Origin of the sequence: Flavobacterium glycines, assembly GCF_900100165.1 — a bacterium.
Taxonomy (GTDB): domain Bacteria; phylum Bacteroidota; class Bacteroidia; order Flavobacteriales; family Flavobacteriaceae; genus Flavobacterium; species Flavobacterium glycines.
In genome coordinates this window covers 137,286-155,608 of sequence record NZ_FNEO01000001.1, presented here as the reverse complement: position 1 = coordinate 155,608, position 18,323 = coordinate 137,286, and the positions used below count along the sequence as shown (strand labels likewise).

At 33.2% G+C, this 18,323-nt stretch carries 15 protein-coding genes; 6 read left to right on the top strand and 9 right to left on the bottom strand.

Features of this window, described 5'->3' with window-relative positions; all coding sequences use genetic code 11:
- Positions 1 to 13: 13 nt before the first annotated feature.
- From BLR17_RS00635 to BLR17_RS00615, 5 genes are read left to right on the top strand one after another with little or no spacing between them, the layout of a single operon-like run.
- On the top strand, positions 14 to 1,519 hold the full coding sequence (locus BLR17_RS00635; protein ID WP_066328578.1) for a RagB/SusD family nutrient uptake outer membrane protein: 1,506 nt from the start codon (positions 14 to 16) through the stop codon (positions 1,517 to 1,519).
- Positions 1,520 to 1,534: 15 nt separating this feature from the next.
- Positions 1,535 to 3,253: a fasciclin domain-containing protein gene (locus tag BLR17_RS00630; protein WP_066328579.1), complete on the top strand. Its 1,719-nt coding sequence runs from the start codon at positions 1,535 to 1,537 to the stop codon at positions 3,251 to 3,253.
- Positions 3,254 to 3,276: 23 nt separating this feature from the next.
- Positions 3,277 to 4,743 (top strand): fasciclin domain-containing protein, encoded by a 1,467-nt coding sequence (locus BLR17_RS00625; protein WP_066328580.1) that lies wholly within the window; start codon positions 3,277 to 3,279, stop codon positions 4,741 to 4,743.
- Positions 4,744 to 4,763: 20 nt separating this feature from the next.
- Positions 4,764 to 7,949, top strand: a complete 3,186-nt coding sequence (locus BLR17_RS00620) for a SusC/RagA family TonB-linked outer membrane protein (protein ID WP_066328581.1) — start codon at positions 4,764 to 4,766, stop codon at positions 7,947 to 7,949.
- A gap of 28 nt (positions 7,950 to 7,977) precedes the next feature.
- On the top strand, positions 7,978 to 9,732 hold the full coding sequence (locus BLR17_RS00615) for a RagB/SusD family nutrient uptake outer membrane protein (protein ID WP_245683098.1): 1,755 nt from the start codon (positions 7,978 to 7,980) through the stop codon (positions 9,730 to 9,732).
- A gap of 136 nt (positions 9,733 to 9,868) precedes the next feature.
- Here BLR17_RS00615 and BLR17_RS00610 read toward each other — a convergent pair whose 3' ends face one another.
- The 4 genes from BLR17_RS00610 to BLR17_RS00595 form a co-directional block, all read right to left on the bottom strand.
- Complete coding sequence (locus tag BLR17_RS00610; protein ID WP_066328582.1) at positions 9,869 to 10,777, bottom strand: pseudouridine synthase; 909 nt, start codon at positions 10,775 to 10,777, stop codon at positions 9,869 to 9,871.
- Positions 10,778 to 10,884: 107 nt separating this feature from the next.
- The gene (locus tag BLR17_RS00605) at positions 10,885 to 11,841 is read right to left on the bottom strand and encodes a geranylgeranylglycerol-phosphate geranylgeranyltransferase (protein WP_066328583.1); all 957 of its coding nucleotides are present in this window, start codon (positions 11,839 to 11,841) and stop codon (positions 10,885 to 10,887) included.
- Between the two features lie 37 nt (positions 11,842 to 11,878).
- Positions 11,879 to 12,817 carry a mevalonate kinase family protein gene (locus tag BLR17_RS00600; protein WP_066328584.1) on the bottom strand — a complete coding sequence of 313 codons (939 nt, stop codon included), beginning with the start codon at positions 12,815 to 12,817 and terminating at the stop codon, positions 11,879 to 11,881.
- Between the two features lie 53 nt (positions 12,818 to 12,870).
- A complete protein-coding gene (locus tag BLR17_RS00595) occupies positions 12,871 to 13,956 on the bottom strand; it encodes a diphosphomevalonate decarboxylase (RefSeq protein ID WP_066328586.1) in 1,086 nt (361 codons plus the stop codon).
- Positions 13,957 to 14,059: 103 nt separating this feature from the next.
- On the opposite strand from BLR17_RS00595, the gene BLR17_RS00590 reads away from it, so the two are divergent.
- On the top strand, positions 14,060 to 14,536 hold the full coding sequence (locus BLR17_RS00590; protein ID WP_066328588.1) for a TspO/MBR family protein: 477 nt from the start codon (positions 14,060 to 14,062) through the stop codon (positions 14,534 to 14,536).
- A 32-nt stretch (positions 14,537 to 14,568) separates the two neighbouring features.
- Here BLR17_RS00590 and BLR17_RS00585 read toward each other — a convergent pair whose 3' ends face one another.
- The 5 genes from BLR17_RS00585 to BLR17_RS00565 all read right to left on the bottom strand — a co-directional run bounded on the left by BLR17_RS00585 (position 14,569) and on the right by BLR17_RS00565 (position 18,215).
- The gene (locus BLR17_RS00585) at positions 14,569 to 14,922 is read right to left on the bottom strand and encodes an iron chaperone (protein ID WP_066328589.1); all 354 of its coding nucleotides are present in this window, start codon (positions 14,920 to 14,922) and stop codon (positions 14,569 to 14,571) included.
- A 7-nt stretch (positions 14,923 to 14,929) separates the two neighbouring features.
- Complete coding sequence (locus BLR17_RS00580; protein ID WP_066328590.1) at positions 14,930 to 15,676, bottom strand: hypothetical protein; 747 nt, start codon at positions 15,674 to 15,676, stop codon at positions 14,930 to 14,932.
- A gap of 75 nt (positions 15,677 to 15,751) precedes the next feature.
- The gene (locus BLR17_RS00575) at positions 15,752 to 16,966 is read right to left on the bottom strand and encodes a BaiN/RdsA family NAD(P)/FAD-dependent oxidoreductase (RefSeq protein ID WP_066328591.1); all 1,215 of its coding nucleotides are present in this window, start codon (positions 16,964 to 16,966) and stop codon (positions 15,752 to 15,754) included.
- A gap of 118 nt (positions 16,967 to 17,084) precedes the next feature.
- Positions 17,085 to 17,492, bottom strand: coding sequence for a GxxExxY protein (locus BLR17_RS00570; protein WP_066328592.1), 408 nt, complete (start codon positions 17,490 to 17,492; stop codon positions 17,085 to 17,087).
- Between the two features lie 30 nt (positions 17,493 to 17,522).
- Positions 17,523 to 18,215 (bottom strand): glycerophosphodiester phosphodiesterase, encoded by a 693-nt coding sequence (locus tag BLR17_RS00565; protein ID WP_066328593.1) that lies wholly within the window; start codon positions 18,213 to 18,215, stop codon positions 17,523 to 17,525.
- Between the last annotated feature and the right edge of the window lie 108 nt (positions 18,216 to 18,323).

The window sequence follows — 18,323 nt, the reverse complement described above, 5'->3', positions numbered from 1 at the left end:
AAATATTTGATTTATGCAAACTAAAATAAAAACAATATTAGCAATCTTTATACTTTTTGTTTCGGCAAGTTCGTGCGATAATTATTTAGATTTAAAACCACAAGACGGAATTGTACGTGCTGAATTCTGGAAAACCAAAGAAGATATTCAAGCGGCGGTGATAGGGATTTATTCATCGATGTTAAATTCGCCTCCAGGTGTTTCTGATGATTTTAATATGACAGAATATTTATTTATGTATGGTGAATTGAGAGGTGATATGTTAGGTGCAGGAGGAAATGTTACTGATGAGCAAAGAGATATTATGAATACTAATATCATTGCTGCTAACGGAATAACTGACTGGTCAGCATTTTACAGAACAATTAATTACTGTAACACGGTGATTGATTTGGCTCCAGCAGTTAAAGGACTTGATCCGACTTTGACTCAAACACAGTTAAATAATTACCTTTCGGAAGCATTGGCTATCAGAGCTTATTTGTATTTTACATTAGCAAGAACTTTTAAAGATGTTCCTTTAAAATTGACAGCAACATTAAGTGATAAGGATAATTTTCAAATTCCTACCAGTACTCAATCTGAAATTTTTGCACAGGTAATTAAAGATTTAAAATTAGCCGAGGAATACAGTGTAGAAGATTATGGGAATAATGCATCTAATAAAGGTCGTATTACCACGTATGCTATTAATGCCATGTTAGCTGATGTTTATTTGTGGACAGATAAATATCAGGAAGCTCTTGATTGTACTAATAAAATTATCGATTCTGGAAGATTTGGTTTAATTTCTAATGTGTCAGGTAATTCATGGTTTAATACTGTTTATGCTAAAGGGAATTCTTCAGAAAGTATTTTTGAATTTCAATATACTACTGAAAATCTGCCTCCATTTTATAGTATATTTTACCAAAGACCTCAATTTATAGCATCTTCTGATGCATTGGAAGATTTCTTCGGTGTTGATACAGCCAATCCTTCAAATAGAGATATACGTGGTGAACAGGCTTCAATTATTACAGGTACGAACCTGATTCATAAGTTTGTAGGTTTTGATAATACTAGTATTAAAGCTTTACAGAGTTCAGATACGCACTGGTTTGTTTATCGTTATGCAGATGTATTATTGATGAAGGCAGAAGCTTCAGCATTGTTGCAACAAGGACAAGCTGCAATTGATATTATTAAAGAAATAAGACTTGCTAGAAAAGCAATTTCTCTTACTGTTGAAGACGTTGGTTCTGAGGATACTGCCGGAATTATTAGTTATATTTTAAGAGAACGCGGTAGAGAATTTGCATTTGAGGGCAAACGATGGTTTGATATTCTTCGTATTGCCCGAAGAAATAATTATGAAAGATTGGATATCTTATTAGATGCGGCTATTACATCTGCTCCACCACAGCAACAGCAATCTATCAAAGCCAAATTAAAAGATCCAAATAGTCACTATTTACCTATTAACACTTTTGTGCTTTATACTAATAAAGCTTTAGTACAAAACCCATTTTATAAATAATAAAAAATATAAGTCATGAAAAGATTACTAAGATTGCCGGCCCTGTTGAGACTTACTTTATTGTTTTTGATAACTTTAGTGTTTCAAAATTGTTCTCAACAAAAAATAAAAGAAACAACAGATGAAACATTGAATATTACGGATTATCTAAGAGCAAATCCAGATTATTCAATGTTTGTAGAAATCCTTGATATTACGAATTATGCTTCTTTTATGAATACCTATGGAACGTATACTATTTTTGTTCCAACTAATGATGCAGTAAAAGAATATTTAAATGATATTGGAGCTACTTCATTAAATCAAGTACCTCTGGCAGATTTACAAAATATTGCCAAATTGCATATTCTGGATCAGAAAATTGAAACGACTTCTTTTACTGATGGGAAAATTGCTACTCCAAGTATGTATGGACAATATTTAATTACTGGTGCTACAAATGTTGATGGTGTTTCAAGTGTAACTGTTAATAAAACAGCCAGTATTGTAGCTTCTAATCTTGAAGTAGGTAACGGAGTTATTCATGTTATTTCTAAAGTATTACGCATAGCCGATAAAACTTTAGCTCAAACTATAGAAGCTAATCCTAACCTTTCATTATTTACTGAGACTTTAAAAGCGACAGGATGGTTTTCTATATTAAATCAGCCAATACCGGCAAACTCAACAAATATTAATGATTATTTGACGGTACTTGCTCAAACTAACGATGTATTTCATAAAGCAGGATTTGATAATCTGGATCAATTAAAAGCGCGTTATAGTCATTTACATAATCCTTTGGATCCAAAAGACAGTTTAAATTTATTTGTTGCTTATCGTATTTTACCTAGATTACAATATTTGGCTGATATTTCAGTAAGCCCTGCATTGGTAACTAAGGCTCCTCTTGAAGTAATTAGTACAAAACTTGATGGTGAGAAAATTTTGTTAAATGAAGATACATTTAATGGGATATTGGAGAAAGGGGTTGAAGTAAACAGAGGCTCAAGTGATATTACTGCTTCAAATGGAGTATTGCATTATGTTGATGGTAATTTTGCTATTAAAAAACGTTTGCCTGCACCAGTTTATTTTGAGTTTACTGATATAGCTGAATTTAGAAGATTAACTTCTATTTGGAGAAAACCTGCGGGAGGATACCAAACCCTTTTTATTGGTGATGCAGGTATTGATGTAACTTGGGATGCTAAAGCAAGTGATGCAAGTGCTTATTTAGCTTATAATAAAGCAGCTGATGGAACCTCTATTACTAGTGGTATTGCGGGCTGTTGGAACGCTGATGTTTGTGAAATTTTCCGTTTTAGAGATGCAAATGCTCAGAATGTTAAGTTTACCACTCCGGTTATTATTAAAGGAAAATATAAAATTTGGATTTCTTATAGACAACAAGGAACTAAACTTGGTAACGTTAAGGTATTTTTTGACGGTGTAGAGTTGCCTAGACAAATTAATTTAATGGAAGGTGGTAATACAGATACTGCCGGAACACCGGAAACAGTTTTAGAATCGCAAGGTTACAAACGTTATGCTACTCCATGGTCAAACAGGGTAAACTGTCGTTTGGTAGGGGTTGTAGATGTTCCAACTACAGCCAGACATACCCTAACTTTACAAAGTCAAGGGAATTTTGGAGCACAATCTTGGTTTGATATTGCAGAGTTTCGTCCTGTAGAAATGAACCAATTATGGCCAAAATTTACTGCGGGTAGAGGGACTTTAGTTTATCAATAAAATAGAAACTTAATTAACAACAAATGATATCATTAAAAAATAAATATAAAAGATTATTTGCTAGTGTTTTAATACTGGCAATAATCTCTTGTTCTAATCCTTGGGATGATCGTATAGACAATGGAGATGCTAATCTTAAAGTAAATCTGTCAGAAGCTATCGCAAATACTCCTGAAGTATCTCAGTTTGCTCAATTATTAGTGCAGGCAGGTTATGACAAAGTTTTGGCTGATTCTAAATCATACACTGTTTTTGTTCCTACAAATGAGGCTATGGCACAGGTGAGTGCTGAAATTTTGAATGATTCAGATGCTTTAAATAAATTCATCCGAAATCATATTACATTAACTACATTTTCTTCAATAAGAAAAGAAGAGAATACACAAATAAGAATGTTTGGTACAAAGTACTTAACTTTTAAGGGTAGTACTATGATTGATGATGCAACTATTGTGAGTGCTGATCATTATGCTAAAAATGGTGTTTTTCATATTATTGACAAAGCATTAACGCCAAAGTTAAATATTTGGGAATATGTGAAATCTCAAGATGGGAATTCTGCTATGAGTCATTATTTGTTAAGTTTAAAAGCTTTTAGTATTTATACTTCTGATGTAGCAGGGAAAACTTTATCAGAATCTATTGGGGCTGGCTATCTGGCAGATTCGTTGACCAATTCTTATTTGAAAAATGTATATAATTTAAACAATGAAAAGAATTCTTATACTTTGTTTTTAATGGAAGATGCGGGTTATAATAGTGAGGTAACTAAAGTAAAACCTTATTTGATTAAACCATCGAATAGTGTTACTGTAGATTCAACAGCAATCTATTCAAGTTATTTTACAGCAAGAGATATGGCTTTTCCTAAAAAATATGAAATTGATGAATTGCCTGCTACTTTAACGTCCCGATTTGGTGTTGAAGTTCCCGTAGATAAAACACAAATAGTGGGACAACCAATCCATCTAAGTAATGGAATTGTATATATCATGAAAAAAGTGGATGTGCCACTTCAAAAACGTTTGGTTACTACAAAAATTGAAGGAGAGAAACTAAGCAGCTTCTTACCTTCAGATAGGAGAACCTATATTTTGTACAGAGATAGGATAGATCCTGCAGGAGTGTTTTTTAATGATGTGTTTGTTTCAAGTCCAGGGGTAACTCTTTTTACCTTAAATTATAATGCAAAAGATATGTTTAGTACAACTTTTAAGGTGTATTGGAGGGCTTATAATAACAGAAGTGCTGCTATTTCTCAAAAATTACGAGTAGGGGGGAATTATAATACTAGTGGTGTTTTGGTTAATGTCATAAAAGATTTTGGTTATGTAAATGTACAACCTAATGTTTTTGATGAAATATATCTTGGAGATGTTACATTGACAAATTCGGGAAATATCGATTTGATTTCTCTTATTGCTGGTACAACGAGTACTAGTGAACTAACACTTGACTATTTGAAATTTGTCCCTCAAGTTAAACCATAATATTCTATAAAAAATTAGTTATGCTAAAAATTATAAAACTAACCTGTGTTGTGAGTATATTCTTTGCCGGGGAATTATATATGCCATTATTTGCTCAGGAGGCTCATGATGCAACCAAAAAAACAATTGTAACTACAATAAAGAAAAACTCAATATCTGTTCAAGGAGTTGTTAAGAGTGCACAAACAAAAAAACCTCTTTCTGGTATAAATGTTACTGTTGATGGTTTTTCTGCAGCTATTACTAATGATGATGGTTCTTTTAAAATTAAAGTACCTCATTTAGATGCGGTACTTAAAATAAGTGGTCAGGATTTTCAAACAAAGGTATATGCAGTAAAAAAGAAAGATTCAGGTATAGAAATTTTCTTAAATGAGGCTAATTATTCTCAAAATTATGAAATTGCAGACATGGCTGCAGGGGATAAAATGCAATATGACAATACTAACGCCTCCACTGTTGTAAATTTTGGTAAAGATCAATGGTCTAATCCTGTTAATCAATCTGTAGGAAGTTTTCTTCAGGGAAGAGTAGCTGGTTTGACGGCAATTAGAAATTCCGGGACTCCTTCTTCCGGTACCTATTTAACTTTGCGTGGATTTAACTCGTTATATGCTACTAATAAGCCATTGATTATAGTTGATGGGATGATTTATGATGATGAAGATTATGGTTCGGGTATTGTTCAAAACAATGTTTCATCTCCATTAAGTAATATAGATGTTAAAGATATCGAAGATGTAACTGTTATCAAAGATGGTACGTCGCTTTATGGAACTAAAGGTGCTAATGGTGTAATTAAAATTACTACTATCCGTCCAACAGAATTATCTACAAAGATTGATTTTACAATGTATGGGGGTGTAAATCAGGCTCCTGATCAATTACCTTTATTAGGTTCTGATGCTTATCGTACACATTTATCTCAATTAGAGGCTTCTCGTGGTTTAACACAATCACAAATTGCGGCTCTACCTTACATGAATGATAATCCTGATGTTTCAGGTTATTACAAATATCATAATAATACCAATTGGCAGGATCAGATATTTAAATCAAGTGTGAATCAAAATTATTTTCTTAAAGTTAGAGGAGGTGATGATATCGCTAAATTTGGTTTGTCTGTTGGTTATTTAGATAGTAAAGGTATAGTGGATCAAACTCAAACAAAGAGATACAGTACACGTTTAAATGCCGCTTTAAGATTAACAGAGAAACTATCTGTAGATGCTAATTTATCTTTTATTAATAATGTTGACTCACAATGGGATCAGGGTTATGCTTATAAAACAAGTCCTCTTTATTTAGCACTAACTAAAGCTCCATTCCTTACCAGTCATGATGTTAATGATGCAGGCGAAGTATCTCCTAACTTAGCAGATGTCGATTATTTCAATGTAAGTAACCCTAATGCGATTTTAGATAATGGTTTCGGGTTAAATAAAAACTACCGTTTCTTCGGGAATTTAAAATTTAATTATGCATTAAGTAAATCCTGGGATTTAAACACAATCTTAGGATTAACATTAAATAAAGAAAGAGAGACATTCTTTATCCCGGATATGGGAGTTGCAGATCTTGTGCTACCTACAGCAATTGCGAAAAACCGTTCAGGTAGTGAGGTACAAATTTATAATAGTATATTTACGGATACCTATGCTAACTACACTAAGCATTTGAATAATGATCATAATGTTGATGTTCGTTTTGGTTTAAGAACTCAAAGTAATAAGTCAGAAAGCGACTTAGGTTTAGGTTATAATTCTTCTACAGATGATTTTACAAGTGTGGGAGCCGGATCTAACTTATTGCGTCAGGTAGGTGGTGCTTTAGGAGAATGGAATTGGTTAAATATCTATGCAAATGCCGATTATAATTATAGAAATAAATATTTCTTAACTACAAGTTATGCAGTAGATGGATCAAGTAGATTTGGAGACAAATTAGATGGTTCTAATAAATATGCATTAATGAGTTCTTTAACGGGAGCATGGTTAGTTTCTTCTGAAGGTTTTATGAAAAACCTTAAAAATGTTGATTATTTAAAGCTTAGAGCTACTTATGGATATAGTGGGAATGACGATATAGGTAATTTTACGGCTCAGAAATATTATATTTCTCAAAATTTATTAGGGATGCAAGGTTTGGTTACCGGCAACATCGGTAATCCTAATTTGCAATGGGAAACTGTTAAGAAATTTAATGTAGGTGCTGATTTAGGTTTATTTAACGAGCGTGTTAGTGCTTCTGTTGATTTTTATAATAATAGAACCAGAAATATGATTGTTTATGAGTCAATCAGTAATTTAACGGGATTTGATTATGTAGCTTCTAATAGTGGAGCTATGAGAACTTTGGGAGCAGAATTGGCTTTAAAAGCCCGTGTTGTTAATTCTAATGATTTTACCTTTGATTTAGGTTTAAATTTGAGTCGTTATAAAAATGAAGTGCAAGGCTTACCGAATGGGGATATTTATACTCAATTTGCCGGGGCAACTTATTTAACTTCAGTTGGAAAAGAGGCTAATTTATTTTATGGTTTAAAAGCTAATGGAGTTTTTAGTACAACTGCCGAAGCAACTACAGCCGGATTGAATAGACGCTTAACAAATGGGGATTTAATTCCTTTTACAGCTGGAGATATGAGATATGTAGATACCAACAATGATCATGTGATTGATAATAGTGACCGTGTTGTAATTGGAAATCCAAATCCTGATGTAGTGGGTAGTTTTTCAGCAAATTTTACTTACAAACGTTTTAGTCTTCAAGGGTTGTTCAATTTCTCAATAGGGAATGATATTTATAATGGATTGCGTTACAACTTAGAAAAAATGAGCGGTTACGAAAATCAAAGTGCTGCAGTAGCTAATCGTTGGATAGCTGAAGGACAACAAACAGATATTCCAAAAGCAGTTTGGGGTGATCCAATGGGGAATGCTGAGTTTTCAAGTAGATGGATTGAAGACGGTTCTTATTTAAGATTAAAAACAGTTGTTTTAGGCTATGATTTTAAAGTAAATGATATAAATTATATCAAGTATATTAAGCTTTATGCAAGTGCTAATAACTTGTTTACGTTTACTAAATATCTTGGTTATGATCCTGAATTTAGTGCGACTTCATCAATATTTGGTCAGGGAACTGATATTGGTTTGGCTCCACAGTTCAAGACTTTTCAGTTAGGATTGCGTTTAGGACTTTAATTGTTTACACTACAGAAATAATATACAGATGATAACAACAATAAAAACAAAAACAACAAAAAGTATTCTTTCCATTGTAACAGGAATGGTTTTGGTACTAAGTCTTGGTTCATGTCAGGACTATCTGGATGTGCAGCCAGAAGATAAACTTACAGGAGAGCAAATGTATCGCAATGTTTATGATGCTGATGCTGCTGTTATAGGGGTTTATGGTAAATTTATGGGACTTGCTAAAAAGTATGTGATTCTTAATGAGATGCGTGCCGATTTGATGACAACGACTCGTAATTCGGATCCTTATTTACAACAGCTTTCGGAACAAAACGTGTCTGCTGAAAACCCGTATATTAATCCTAAAGAGTTTTATGAGGTGATTCAAAATTGTAATAACGCTTTGGCTAATTTTGATATTATGTTGGCTAAAAAGCGATTCAAACAATCAGAATACGATCAGCGTTATGCAGATATAGCTTGTATTCGTACTTGGATTTACTTGCAGTTAGGAATTCAATACGGGACTGTTCCATACATCACTGGTCCTATTGAAACTCTTGAAGATGTGAAAAATATTAATAAATATCCTCGATTGCCTTTTGATCAACTTTTGGATAAATTAGTAACATTTACGGAAGGCTTGACTTATAAAGATTTGTATGATTCTCAAAGTAGTCTAAGAATTACTGTAGACGGATACAGTACTTTGAAATTCTTTATCAATAAAGAATGTTTGTTAGGGGATTTAGAATTATGGAAAGGGAATTATTTGTCGGCCGCTTCTCATTATAAAAATGTAATGGAAACTACACCCACCCCTGGAGGTGATGCTTTAAATTATTATAAAGTTAAATATGCTGAAGTTATTACAAATGATGACCTAGCAGTTGGGTATTTAAGAAATTTTGAGCAAGATGCAACTACTTTAGTAAATAGTAATACCAAAGGTTGGCGTTCTATTTTTGGAAGAGATCGAGATGTATTATGGGATTCTGAATGGATTTGGTCATTACCTTTTGATAGTGATTTTGCTCCGGCTAATCCTTTTATTAGCTTTTTCTCAAAAACTTCAGGTAGTTATTTGGCTAAACCATCACAAAGTGCAATTGATCGTTGGAACTCTAATACACAAACATTTGGTTATCCATATGATGCACGTGGTCCAAAATTTACTTATAACATAGTTGGAGGTGATCCTGTTATTATGAAATATATTTATAAATATGAGGCAGCCGGAAATCAGTTTAAAACAGATGGAGATTGGTTTTTATATCGTGCAACTAAATTGCATTTACGTTATGCTGAAGCTGCAAATAGGGATAATAAACACCGTATTGCCATTGCACTTTTAAATAATGGTATTCAGACTGAATATAATAGAGGAGGCTTAAATGTAAGTACAGATGATGTGACTAATGCAATGCAAACTAAACTACCTTTTCCTTATGATTTTGATGCCCGCCAGGGAGATCATCCAAACTTTAGAGCACCATGGCATCGTAATACAGGAATTCGTGGAAGAGCAAGGCTAAGACCTATAACAAATATTGCTGCCTCTGATAGTTTGATTTCTATTGAAAATAGTTTAATTGATGAAGCTGCTCTGGAATTAGCTTACGAAGGAAACCGTTGGGAAGATTTAGTGCGTATTGCCAGACGCAGAAATGATCCTTCTTTCTTAGCTAATAAAATTTATGATAAGTTGAGCAAAGAAGGTAATCCTCATGCAACGGAAGTTCGTGCTAAATTATTAAATCCAAATAACTGGTATTTGCCTTTTAATTGGTAATTCCTATAGTAATAATAGTTTTTGTAGTTAAAAAAGTCGTTCTAGTTTTTTGGAACGGCTTTTTTTTGGACAAAAAAGAGCCGCTTCAGGGATTGAATTTCTGAAGCGGCTTTTAGTATTTGATTGTCTTTTAAAACTAAGCGTTTTTTAAATTGATGATTTCCTGTTCAGTAAGTAATCGCCAGTTACCTCGCGGTAAATTCTTTTTGGTTAATCCTGCAAAAGCAACACGGTCAATTTTTAAAACATCGTAATCAAAATGTTCAAAAACAGAACGAACTACCTTAACGTTGGCTGTTTTTAATTTAAGTCCTACTTCACTTTTTGCCTCTCCTTCTATATAACTTACTTCTTCCACATAAACACGATGACCATCAATGACTAAGCCTTTGTTTATTTTTTCCAGATCTTCGAATTTTAAGTTTTTATCTAAAGAAACCTGATAGATTTTAGATGATTTCTGATTAGGAAGTGTGAATTTTCTAATCATATCGGTATCATTAGTGAACAATAAAAGTCCGGTGGTGTTTTTATCCATACGTCCCACAGGGGCAATCTTAGCTGTAGTAGAACCTTTGACTAATTCTAATACATTACGATATTCCTGTCCTTCATCTAGTGCAGTAGTGAAGTTTTTAGGTTTGTTCAATAAGATATATACTTTTTTCTCAGGAGTTAATGTTACTCCGTCAAAGTTTACTGTATCTCCTGGTTTTACTAAGTATCCCATCTCGGTTACAGCAACACCATTGACTTTTACATTTCCTGACTGGATGTAGATATCAGCGTCTCGACGTGAGCAAACACCTGAATTTGAGATGTATTTGTTTAAACGGATTTCGTCTTTTGCTTTAGGTCTTTTAGCAACCGGATTTGGTTTTTTTCCTGTTTTTTGAGCAGCTTCATCAGTGTTATTAGTACTAAATTTTGATTTTTTAGGTCCTTGTGCTCTTTTTGGCAAAGCAGCTTTTGGCTTGTTAGAGTTTGGTCTTGATCTGTTAGGTCTTGAACTGCCTCTTTTGTTATTGCCTTCCTTATTATTCATAATATTTAATAATTTGTGCAAAGATAGTATTTATATGATTGCTAATTGATAAAAGCGAATTATTATCAATTAAGTAGTTTTAGATAATTGCCTTTTGTGATTTGATTTTAAAATGTAAACAGTAATTTTTTACCATGCCATAAAACACTTGGGTCTATTAGTATAATGCAAAAGACACCCGATACTATTAAAAATTTCAGCACATTATGGAGTAAAAGAAATTGGGTTTTAGTATTTGATTTCCATAAATACATCGTGCAGAAAATAAGAATAATAAGGCTGGAATAAAAATAAATATCCATATACCCCACATCGTAAATTTCGATTAATATATAAATGGGGAACAGCGTTAGACAAGTTAGGATGCTAATTATTTTTTTAGAAGTCTTTTCTCCATAAAGAACAGGAATGGTTTGGTAATTGTCGGCAATGTCTCCTTTTATGTTTTCTAAATCTTTAATCATTTCTCTGATAAGTAATAATAAAAATAGAAATGTGGCGTGCGCAAAAATGACCATAAATTGACTTTTATAGTTCTCTATTTCGTATAAGGGTAACTTGGTGTAGTAATACAATAATATTGCAAAAAAAGGAAGTACAGCCATTAAAGAAGCCATTAGATTTCCTATCAGTGGATATCTTTTAATTTTATGGGAGTAATACCAAATCAGAAAAATATAAACGGAAAAAAATAATAAAGCACGCCAGGAAATAAACCAGGCAATAATTGTTGCTATGAAGTTTAAGGTGAAATAAACTTTAAGTTTAGTGCTTTGGCTCACCAGACGATCCAGCATGGATTTAGTAGGGCGATTGATTAAATCCTTTTTACTGTCGTAAAAATTATTAATAATATAGCCCGAAGCAATGCTTAGAGAAGAGGCAAAAACTATTAAAAAGAGATGTGAATCTAATAAAATATCTAAAGCTCTAATCTCAGGTGCCAATATAAATATAGCCGATAAATATTGCGCTAAAATAATTATAGGAATGTTATAACCTCTAACTACAGAGAACAAACTGATGATTTTTAACGCTAAAAGTTTGTGTTTTCTACTAAACATTTTAGACAGTTATAATGGTTGCCCAATAAATATAGCTTTAAAATTGGTAAACTACTTCCAGTTTGTAGTCTTTTAACGAAGTTTTAGCACGTTCTAAATCTTCAGTGAAGCCCAAAATGTAACCGCCACCACCTGATCCGCAAAGTTTTAAATAGTAATCGTTAGTTTCAATTCCTTTTTGCCAAATTTCATGAAACTGTTCTGGAATCATTGGTTTGAAATGATTTAGAACTACTCGGGAAAGTTTTTTGGTGTTTGAAAATAAAGATTTCATATCGCCACCAAGGAAATTTTCTACGCATGCATCAGTGTATTTTACAAACTGATTTTTTAACATGGCACGGAAACCTTTGTCTTTAAGGTTTTCCATGAAAATATTAATCATCGGTGCAGTTTCCCCAATAATTCCCGAATCTAAAAGAAAAACAGCAGCTTTTCCGTCAAAACTTTGTGATGGGATTCCTGTAGCCTCAATGTGGTCTTTGGAATTAATCAGAATTGGAATACTCAAATAACTGTTTAATGGATCCAGTCCTGAACTTTTTCCGTGGAAAAAGCTTTCCATTTGAGAAAATATATTTTTTAACTCTAATAGTTTTTCACGGGTTAAATTTTCTAAAACAGTGATTTTGTTTTGAGCATATTTATCGTAGATGGCAGCAACTAGTGCACCACTGCTTCCTACACCATAACCTTGCGGAATGCTGGAATCAAAATACATTCCGGTTTCAATATCGTTTTTTAGAGATTGTAAATCAAAAGAAACCAAGTTTGTTTTTTCGTTTTCTAAAGTTTGCAAATAATCAGCAAAACGTTTCAAACTCGCATTAGAAGCTATGGCTTCGGATGAAGGACTTTCGCTTTTTTTCAAAGCTCCGTTATAGAAATTATAAGGAATAGATAAACCTTTAGAATCACGGATAATTCCGTATTCTCCAAAGAGTAATATTTTTGAGTAAAATAAAGGTCCTTTCATTTGTAATTAAGAGTTTAGAATGAAATAGATACGTTAAGTAAATATAATACTAATTATTTTATTTGAATAGCTCCGTTTCCAATTTCGTCACAAAGGTACTGCCCATTTTGACAAAAGTCAACTAATTCGTCTTTAATAAATTGCAATATTTTTTCTTTGTCTTTATTTGGATATAAAACATGCACATTTGCACCGGCATCAAGTGTGAAACAAACAGGGATTTGAGTCTCATTTCTGAATTTCCAAATGGTATTTATAATTTCCAAAGTGTTTGGTTTCATTAGTATATAATACGGCATGGATGTCATCATCATGGCATGCAGAGTCAAGGCTTCGCTTTCGACTATTTTAATGAATTCTTCCAAATTTCCGTTTTCGAAAATGCTAATTAGTTCGTCCAGATTTTCGTGTGCTTGTGCAAATCGCCTTTCGGCAAAAGGATGGTTGTGCATTAAATCATGTCCTACAGTACTCGAAACCTGTTTTTCGCCTTTGTCAACTAGCAAAATTGTATCCTGATAATTTTTGAAATTTTCGTGAACAGCATACGGAAATTCCACACCAAATAAATCCGAACTTCCTTTAATATTTGTCTGGTTGCCCCAAACTACCATTTGACCTTTTACGCTTCGGCAAGCACTTCCTGAACCTAATCGGGCTAAAAGTGATGCTTTTTGATAAAAATAATCCTCAGACATTACAGGATTTAAGGCTTTTTCCAAACTCATCAGGTTCATTGCCAATGCCGCCATTCCTGAGGCAGAAGAAGCAATTCCGGAGCTGTGCGGAAAAGTATTCTCGGTATCAATTGTAAAATGATACTCTTTCAGAAAAGGCAAATAGATTTCAATTCGCTCAAAGAATTTCTGGATTTTTGGCTTGAAATCTTCTTTTGGTTTTCCTTCAAAAAGCAAGTCGAATGAAAAATTTCCAGTATTCTGTTTTTTATCGAAAGACAGTTTGGTAATTGTTTTACAGTTATTTAGCGTAAAACTCACCGAAGGATTAGCCGGAATCTGATTGTCTTTTTTTCCCCAATATTTCACCAAAGCGATATTGCTGGGCACGCTCCATTGAAAGTGACCGTTTTCTATTGTTTGAGAATATTGGCTTGGAATAAAATCGTTTGCTGTAAACATGAATGATAAAATTTGCGCAAAGATACTTTTTTTGGATTATAGGTTGATCGCTTTATTTGTCGAATCGGTGTAAAGTTTATTATTTTTGAAAAAAAATATAATTATGAATAAGATTACTAAAATAATTGTTACAGTTGCTATATGTCTGGCTGTGGGCTATTTTTCAGGAATAGAAACTCGATCTGCTATTTTAGATTGGTATCCAACATTGGTGAAGCCAAGTTTTAATCCACCTAATTGGGTTTTTGCTCCTGTTTGGACCCTATTGTACATCATGATGGGAGTGGCAGCAGGCTTGGTTTGGGATCGTTTTAGTTTTGATAAAGGAGCTGTTAAAAAAGCCTTGGTGTTTTTTGTGATTCAATTGGTCTTGAATGCAATTTGGTCCTATTTGTTTTTTGGTTTACACAATCCGATGTTGGCTGGTTTAGAGATTATTCTTTTGTGGCTGATGATTTACGAAACCTATTTTCAGTTTACTAAAATTAATAAAGTAACAGGATATTTATTGATGCCTTATTTGATTTGGGTAGCTTTCGCAGCTGTTTTAAATGCAAGTGTTTGGTGGCTGAACAGATAAAAATCAATAACAATCTCAAAAAAAACGAATTCTTATTTTTTGAATTTATCGTTGTTTTCTTTTACTCTAAAAGCTACTATTTTTTGAATTAAGTCGAAAGGAATAGGGGAGTGCAGAGGAAATTGAACAGAACCTTTACCTTGTTTGTATTTTGATAGTTCATTCGAAAATTGCTCATGCCCGGAAGGGGTAGCATACAAACCAATATGATTTTTATAAACAGCAAAGTAAACTAACGGTTTCCCAAATGTTTTATAGGCAGGCATTCCATAAGAGATACTCTCGATACAATCGGGGGCTTCATTTTTAATGATACGTCTTATTTCCTGAGCAATTTTTTGAATTTCAACCGGAAGTGTATCGATATATTGATTTACATTTTTCATTACAGCTTTATTCTGAGGGGTTAATTTTCTTGAATTCTATGCTTTTTTCATACAAATAATTCATTAAAATAAGCGAGTTGGAATTTTTATCCTGCAGGATTTTTTTAGACTCAGGGTCGAAATTGCAAAACGTGAGAAAAGAATCGATTTCTGTTTTCTTTAATTGTAAGGTTTCAGTAAAGAAATTTTCATCAAAATTGGTAGTTATCATTTCTTTGAATGCTTCAGGATTGTCGGCTTTTATTTTTTTTCCTTTGAAAAGATCTCCAAAAAGCATTTTTCCTATTTTGACAAAATCTATTCCGTTTGTAATTGTACCGTCATAAACTCCGGGATTTTTCAATTGTTTGGATTGTCTGTAAACGGCAGCTTCATCTCTTTTTATTTGCTCCCATTTTTTATCAAATTTCCAATCGATATTTACTTTGCGAATGACAACTTCTTTTAGCTCTTCTGGTTTTTTGTCAATAGAAATGATAATGTTATTCGTTTCTAAATCTTCTGAACTTAGTTTGATTCCTTTTAAAGGATAATCTTTGTCGTAAAAAAGAATACTGTCATTTACATTTGCCGCAAGGATAAATTCTCCTTTTTCATTGGTTTTGGTAGCCGTTTCAGTGTTTTTATTAATCACATCCACATTTTGTAATAAAAAATGCTCCGACATTACTTTTCCTCTTAATAATTTATGCGTTTGAGAATAAGTAAACTGTGTGATACAAGTTAACAAAAGCAACGGGAGTTTCGATTTCATGGAGGTGGAATTTGTAAGTAAAGCTAGAGTATTTTTTCTTTAGGTACTTTAAGCTTAAAGGTAAAATTATGTTAATTAATGTGAAATAGCATTTGCTACAATAAATCCGCTTGTCCAGGCATTTTGAAAATTAAAACCTCCGGTAATTGCATCGATATTTACAATTTCTCCTGCGAAAAAAAGGTTTTCATGCAGTTTGCTTTCCATGGTTTTGAAATTGATTTCTTTTAAATCGATGCCGCCGGCGGTGACAAATTCTTCTTTAAAAGTGCTTTTACCATTGACCTGAAAACTGGCGTTTGTCAACTGGCTGGCTAAATTTTGCAGTTGTGTTTTGGATAAATCCGCCCATTTGGTTTCGGCAGTAATACCGGAGGCTAAAACTAAGCTTTCCCAAAGTCGGTTTGTTAATTCGAAAGGTGATTTTTTAGAAACTGTTTTTTTTGCGTGTTCCTGTTTCAGCTCTTTCAATAGTTGTGCGGCATCATTAGTGTCAATGTCATTGAGCCAATTGACAAAAATGCTGAACTGATAATTTTTATCATGTAAAATGCGCGCTCCCCAAGCTGATAATTTCAAAATTGCCGGACCGCTCATTCCCCAGTGCGTAATCAATAAAGGACCACTTGAAGTCAGTTTGGTATCTTTTACTTTTACCGTAGCTAAAGCTGAAACACCTGGTAATTCCTTAATCCTGGAATCTTTGATATTGAAAGTAAACAGCGAAGGTACGGGACTTACAATAGCGTGTCCCTGTTGTTGGAGCATTTCCCATATTTTAGGGTTGCTGCCCGTGGCAAGAATTAGTTTTTCGACAAGGTAATTCTCATTTTGAGTTTCCACTTTCCACAAATTATCTCTTTTGAAAATAGATTGTACACTTTGTCCGGTCAGGACTGTAATCCCTAGTTTTTGAGTGGCTTTCAGGAAACAATCAATAATGGTTTGCGAAGAATTCGAAACAGGAAACATGCGCCCATCTTCTTCGATTTTCAATTCTACTCCGTGTTTTTCAAACCATTCTATCGTATCACCGGAACAAAACTGATGAAAAGGACCTCGTAATTCTTTTTCACCACGAGGATAAAATTTAACCAGTTCGTTAGGTTCAAAACAGGCATGAGTAACATTGCAGCGCCCACCACCTGAAATACGAACTTTTTGTAAAACTTCGGCACCGCGTTCCAGGATAGCTACTTTAAGTTTCGGATTTTTTTCGACAATGTTAATGGCTGTGAAAAATCCTGCTGCGCCACCGCCAACAATTATTATGTCAAAATTTTGATTCATTTTAAACCATTAAGGGAGTTAAGAAATATTAGTTGTTTACTTTTTTTGTTTAAACCATTAAGAGAGTTAAGAAAATTAAGCTCTATTTGAATATTGTTTTAAAACATTAAGAATATTTTTAGTCGTCTGCGAGTTTAGAAAAATATTCATTTATTAATGGTTTGTAAGATTTTGTTATGTTGGTGGTGTTAAAATTAATGAGCAATCCTTGTGGGACACTTAGTAGTTTCATATAGGTTAACAGTTTGGCTTCGTCTATTGGGTGAAACTTTTCAACTGTTTTTAATTCGACTATAATACAATCATTTACTAATAAATCCAATCGTAGTGGATTTGATAATTCTAAATCATAATAATCGATTTCTACATTAATTTGCTGTTTCACATTGTGTCCGTTTTTTTCCAGTTCATATTTTAAGCATTCCTCATATATTTTTTCCAATAAACCAGGGCCTAGTTTCTTATGTACTTTTATAGCATATCCAATAATTTCATAAGATAACTGAGTTATTTCTTTTTTAGTCATAAATGGAATTTTTTAATGAACTTAATGTTCTTAATGGTTTGAAAAGGAAATTTTATCTGGAAAATCGGAGATGATTCCGTTTACGTTAAAGGATTGCATTTTTTTTATGTCGGCAGTTTCGTTGACAGTCCATGGATAAACTTCAAAACCGTTTTCCTGTAGTTTTTTAGTGTTTTCAATGTTTAGTAATTGAAAATCGGGATTGATAGCTTTTGCCTGAATTATTTTGGCGAAAGCCAATGCCTTATCTAAATCTGTTTCGGTCAATACTGCAATTGGAATTTCAGGATTGACAAAATTAACTTCTTCTAAGGCATCCCAATCGAAACTGGAAACGATGAAATCAGTGTATTTCCAATGTTTTTCACGGATATATTTTTCGATTAAAGCAACTACTTTAGCGGCAGTTTCAAAACTTTTAAGCTCAATATTTATAAAACAACGACGATCAACCAAATCAAAAACTGATGAAAGAGTCGGGATTTTATTATTGTCTTCAATACTGAAATTCTGCAATTCAGCTTTTGTAAAAGAGTTTACTAAACCTTTGCCATTGGTGGTTCTGTCAATAGTTTCATCGTGAATAACCATGAGTTCGCCATCGGCACTTAAATGTACATCAAGTTCAATGCCGTCAACTTTTAAATCGATTGCTTTTTCGAAACTACTCAGGGTGTTTTCTGCTGCGTATCCTCTGGCGCCACGATGACCTATTTTGAGCATGGAGTTTTTTTAACTACAAAGTTCGCAAAGTTTTGGGTTTTATTCTCACAAAGACTCGCAAAGTTACGCAGAGAAACACAAAGTTTTTTCTAAGAAGCTCAGCACTCC

Excerpts from the sequence above, each read along its gene's own strand:
- BLR17_RS00635 (WP_066328578.1), top strand. The coding sequence starts at position 14 with ATGCAAACTAAAATAAAAACAATATTAGCAATCTTTATACTTTTTGTT.
- BLR17_RS00630 (WP_066328579.1), top strand. The coding sequence starts at position 1,535 with ATGAAAAGATTACTAAGATTGCCGGCCCTGTTGAGACTTACTTTATTG.
- BLR17_RS00625 (WP_066328580.1), top strand. The coding sequence starts at position 3,277 with ATGATATCATTAAAAAATAAATATAAAAGATTATTTGCTAGTGTTTTA.
- BLR17_RS00620 (WP_066328581.1), top strand. The coding sequence starts at position 4,764 with ATGCTAAAAATTATAAAACTAACCTGTGTTGTGAGTATATTCTTTGCC.
- BLR17_RS00615 (WP_245683098.1), top strand. The coding sequence starts at position 7,978 with ATGATAACAACAATAAAAACAAAAACAACAAAAAGTATTCTTTCCATT.
- BLR17_RS00610 (WP_066328582.1), bottom strand. The coding sequence starts at position 10,777 with ATGAATAATAAGGAAGGCAATAACAAAAGAGGCAGTTCAAGACCTAAC.
- BLR17_RS00605 (WP_066328583.1), bottom strand. The coding sequence starts at position 11,841 with ATGTTTAGTAGAAAACACAAACTTTTAGCGTTAAAAATCATCAGTTTG.
- BLR17_RS00600 (WP_066328584.1), bottom strand. The coding sequence starts at position 12,817 with ATGAAAGGACCTTTATTTTACTCAAAAATATTACTCTTTGGAGAATAC.
- BLR17_RS00595 (WP_066328586.1), bottom strand. The coding sequence starts at position 13,956 with ATGTTTACAGCAAACGATTTTATTCCAAGCCAATATTCTCAAACAATA.
- BLR17_RS00590 (WP_066328588.1), top strand. The coding sequence starts at position 14,060 with ATGAATAAGATTACTAAAATAATTGTTACAGTTGCTATATGTCTGGCT.
- BLR17_RS00585 (WP_066328589.1), bottom strand. The coding sequence starts at position 14,922 with ATGAAAAATGTAAATCAATATATCGATACACTTCCGGTTGAAATTCAA.
- BLR17_RS00580 (WP_066328590.1), bottom strand. The coding sequence starts at position 15,676 with ATGAAATCGAAACTCCCGTTGCTTTTGTTAACTTGTATCACACAGTTT.
- BLR17_RS00575 (WP_066328591.1), bottom strand. The coding sequence starts at position 16,966 with ATGAATCAAAATTTTGACATAATAATTGTTGGCGGTGGCGCAGCAGGA.
- BLR17_RS00570 (WP_066328592.1), bottom strand. The coding sequence starts at position 17,492 with ATGACTAAAAAAGAAATAACTCAGTTATCTTATGAAATTATTGGATAT.
- BLR17_RS00565 (WP_066328593.1), bottom strand. The coding sequence starts at position 18,215 with ATGCTCAAAATAGGTCATCGTGGCGCCAGAGGATACGCAGCAGAAAAC.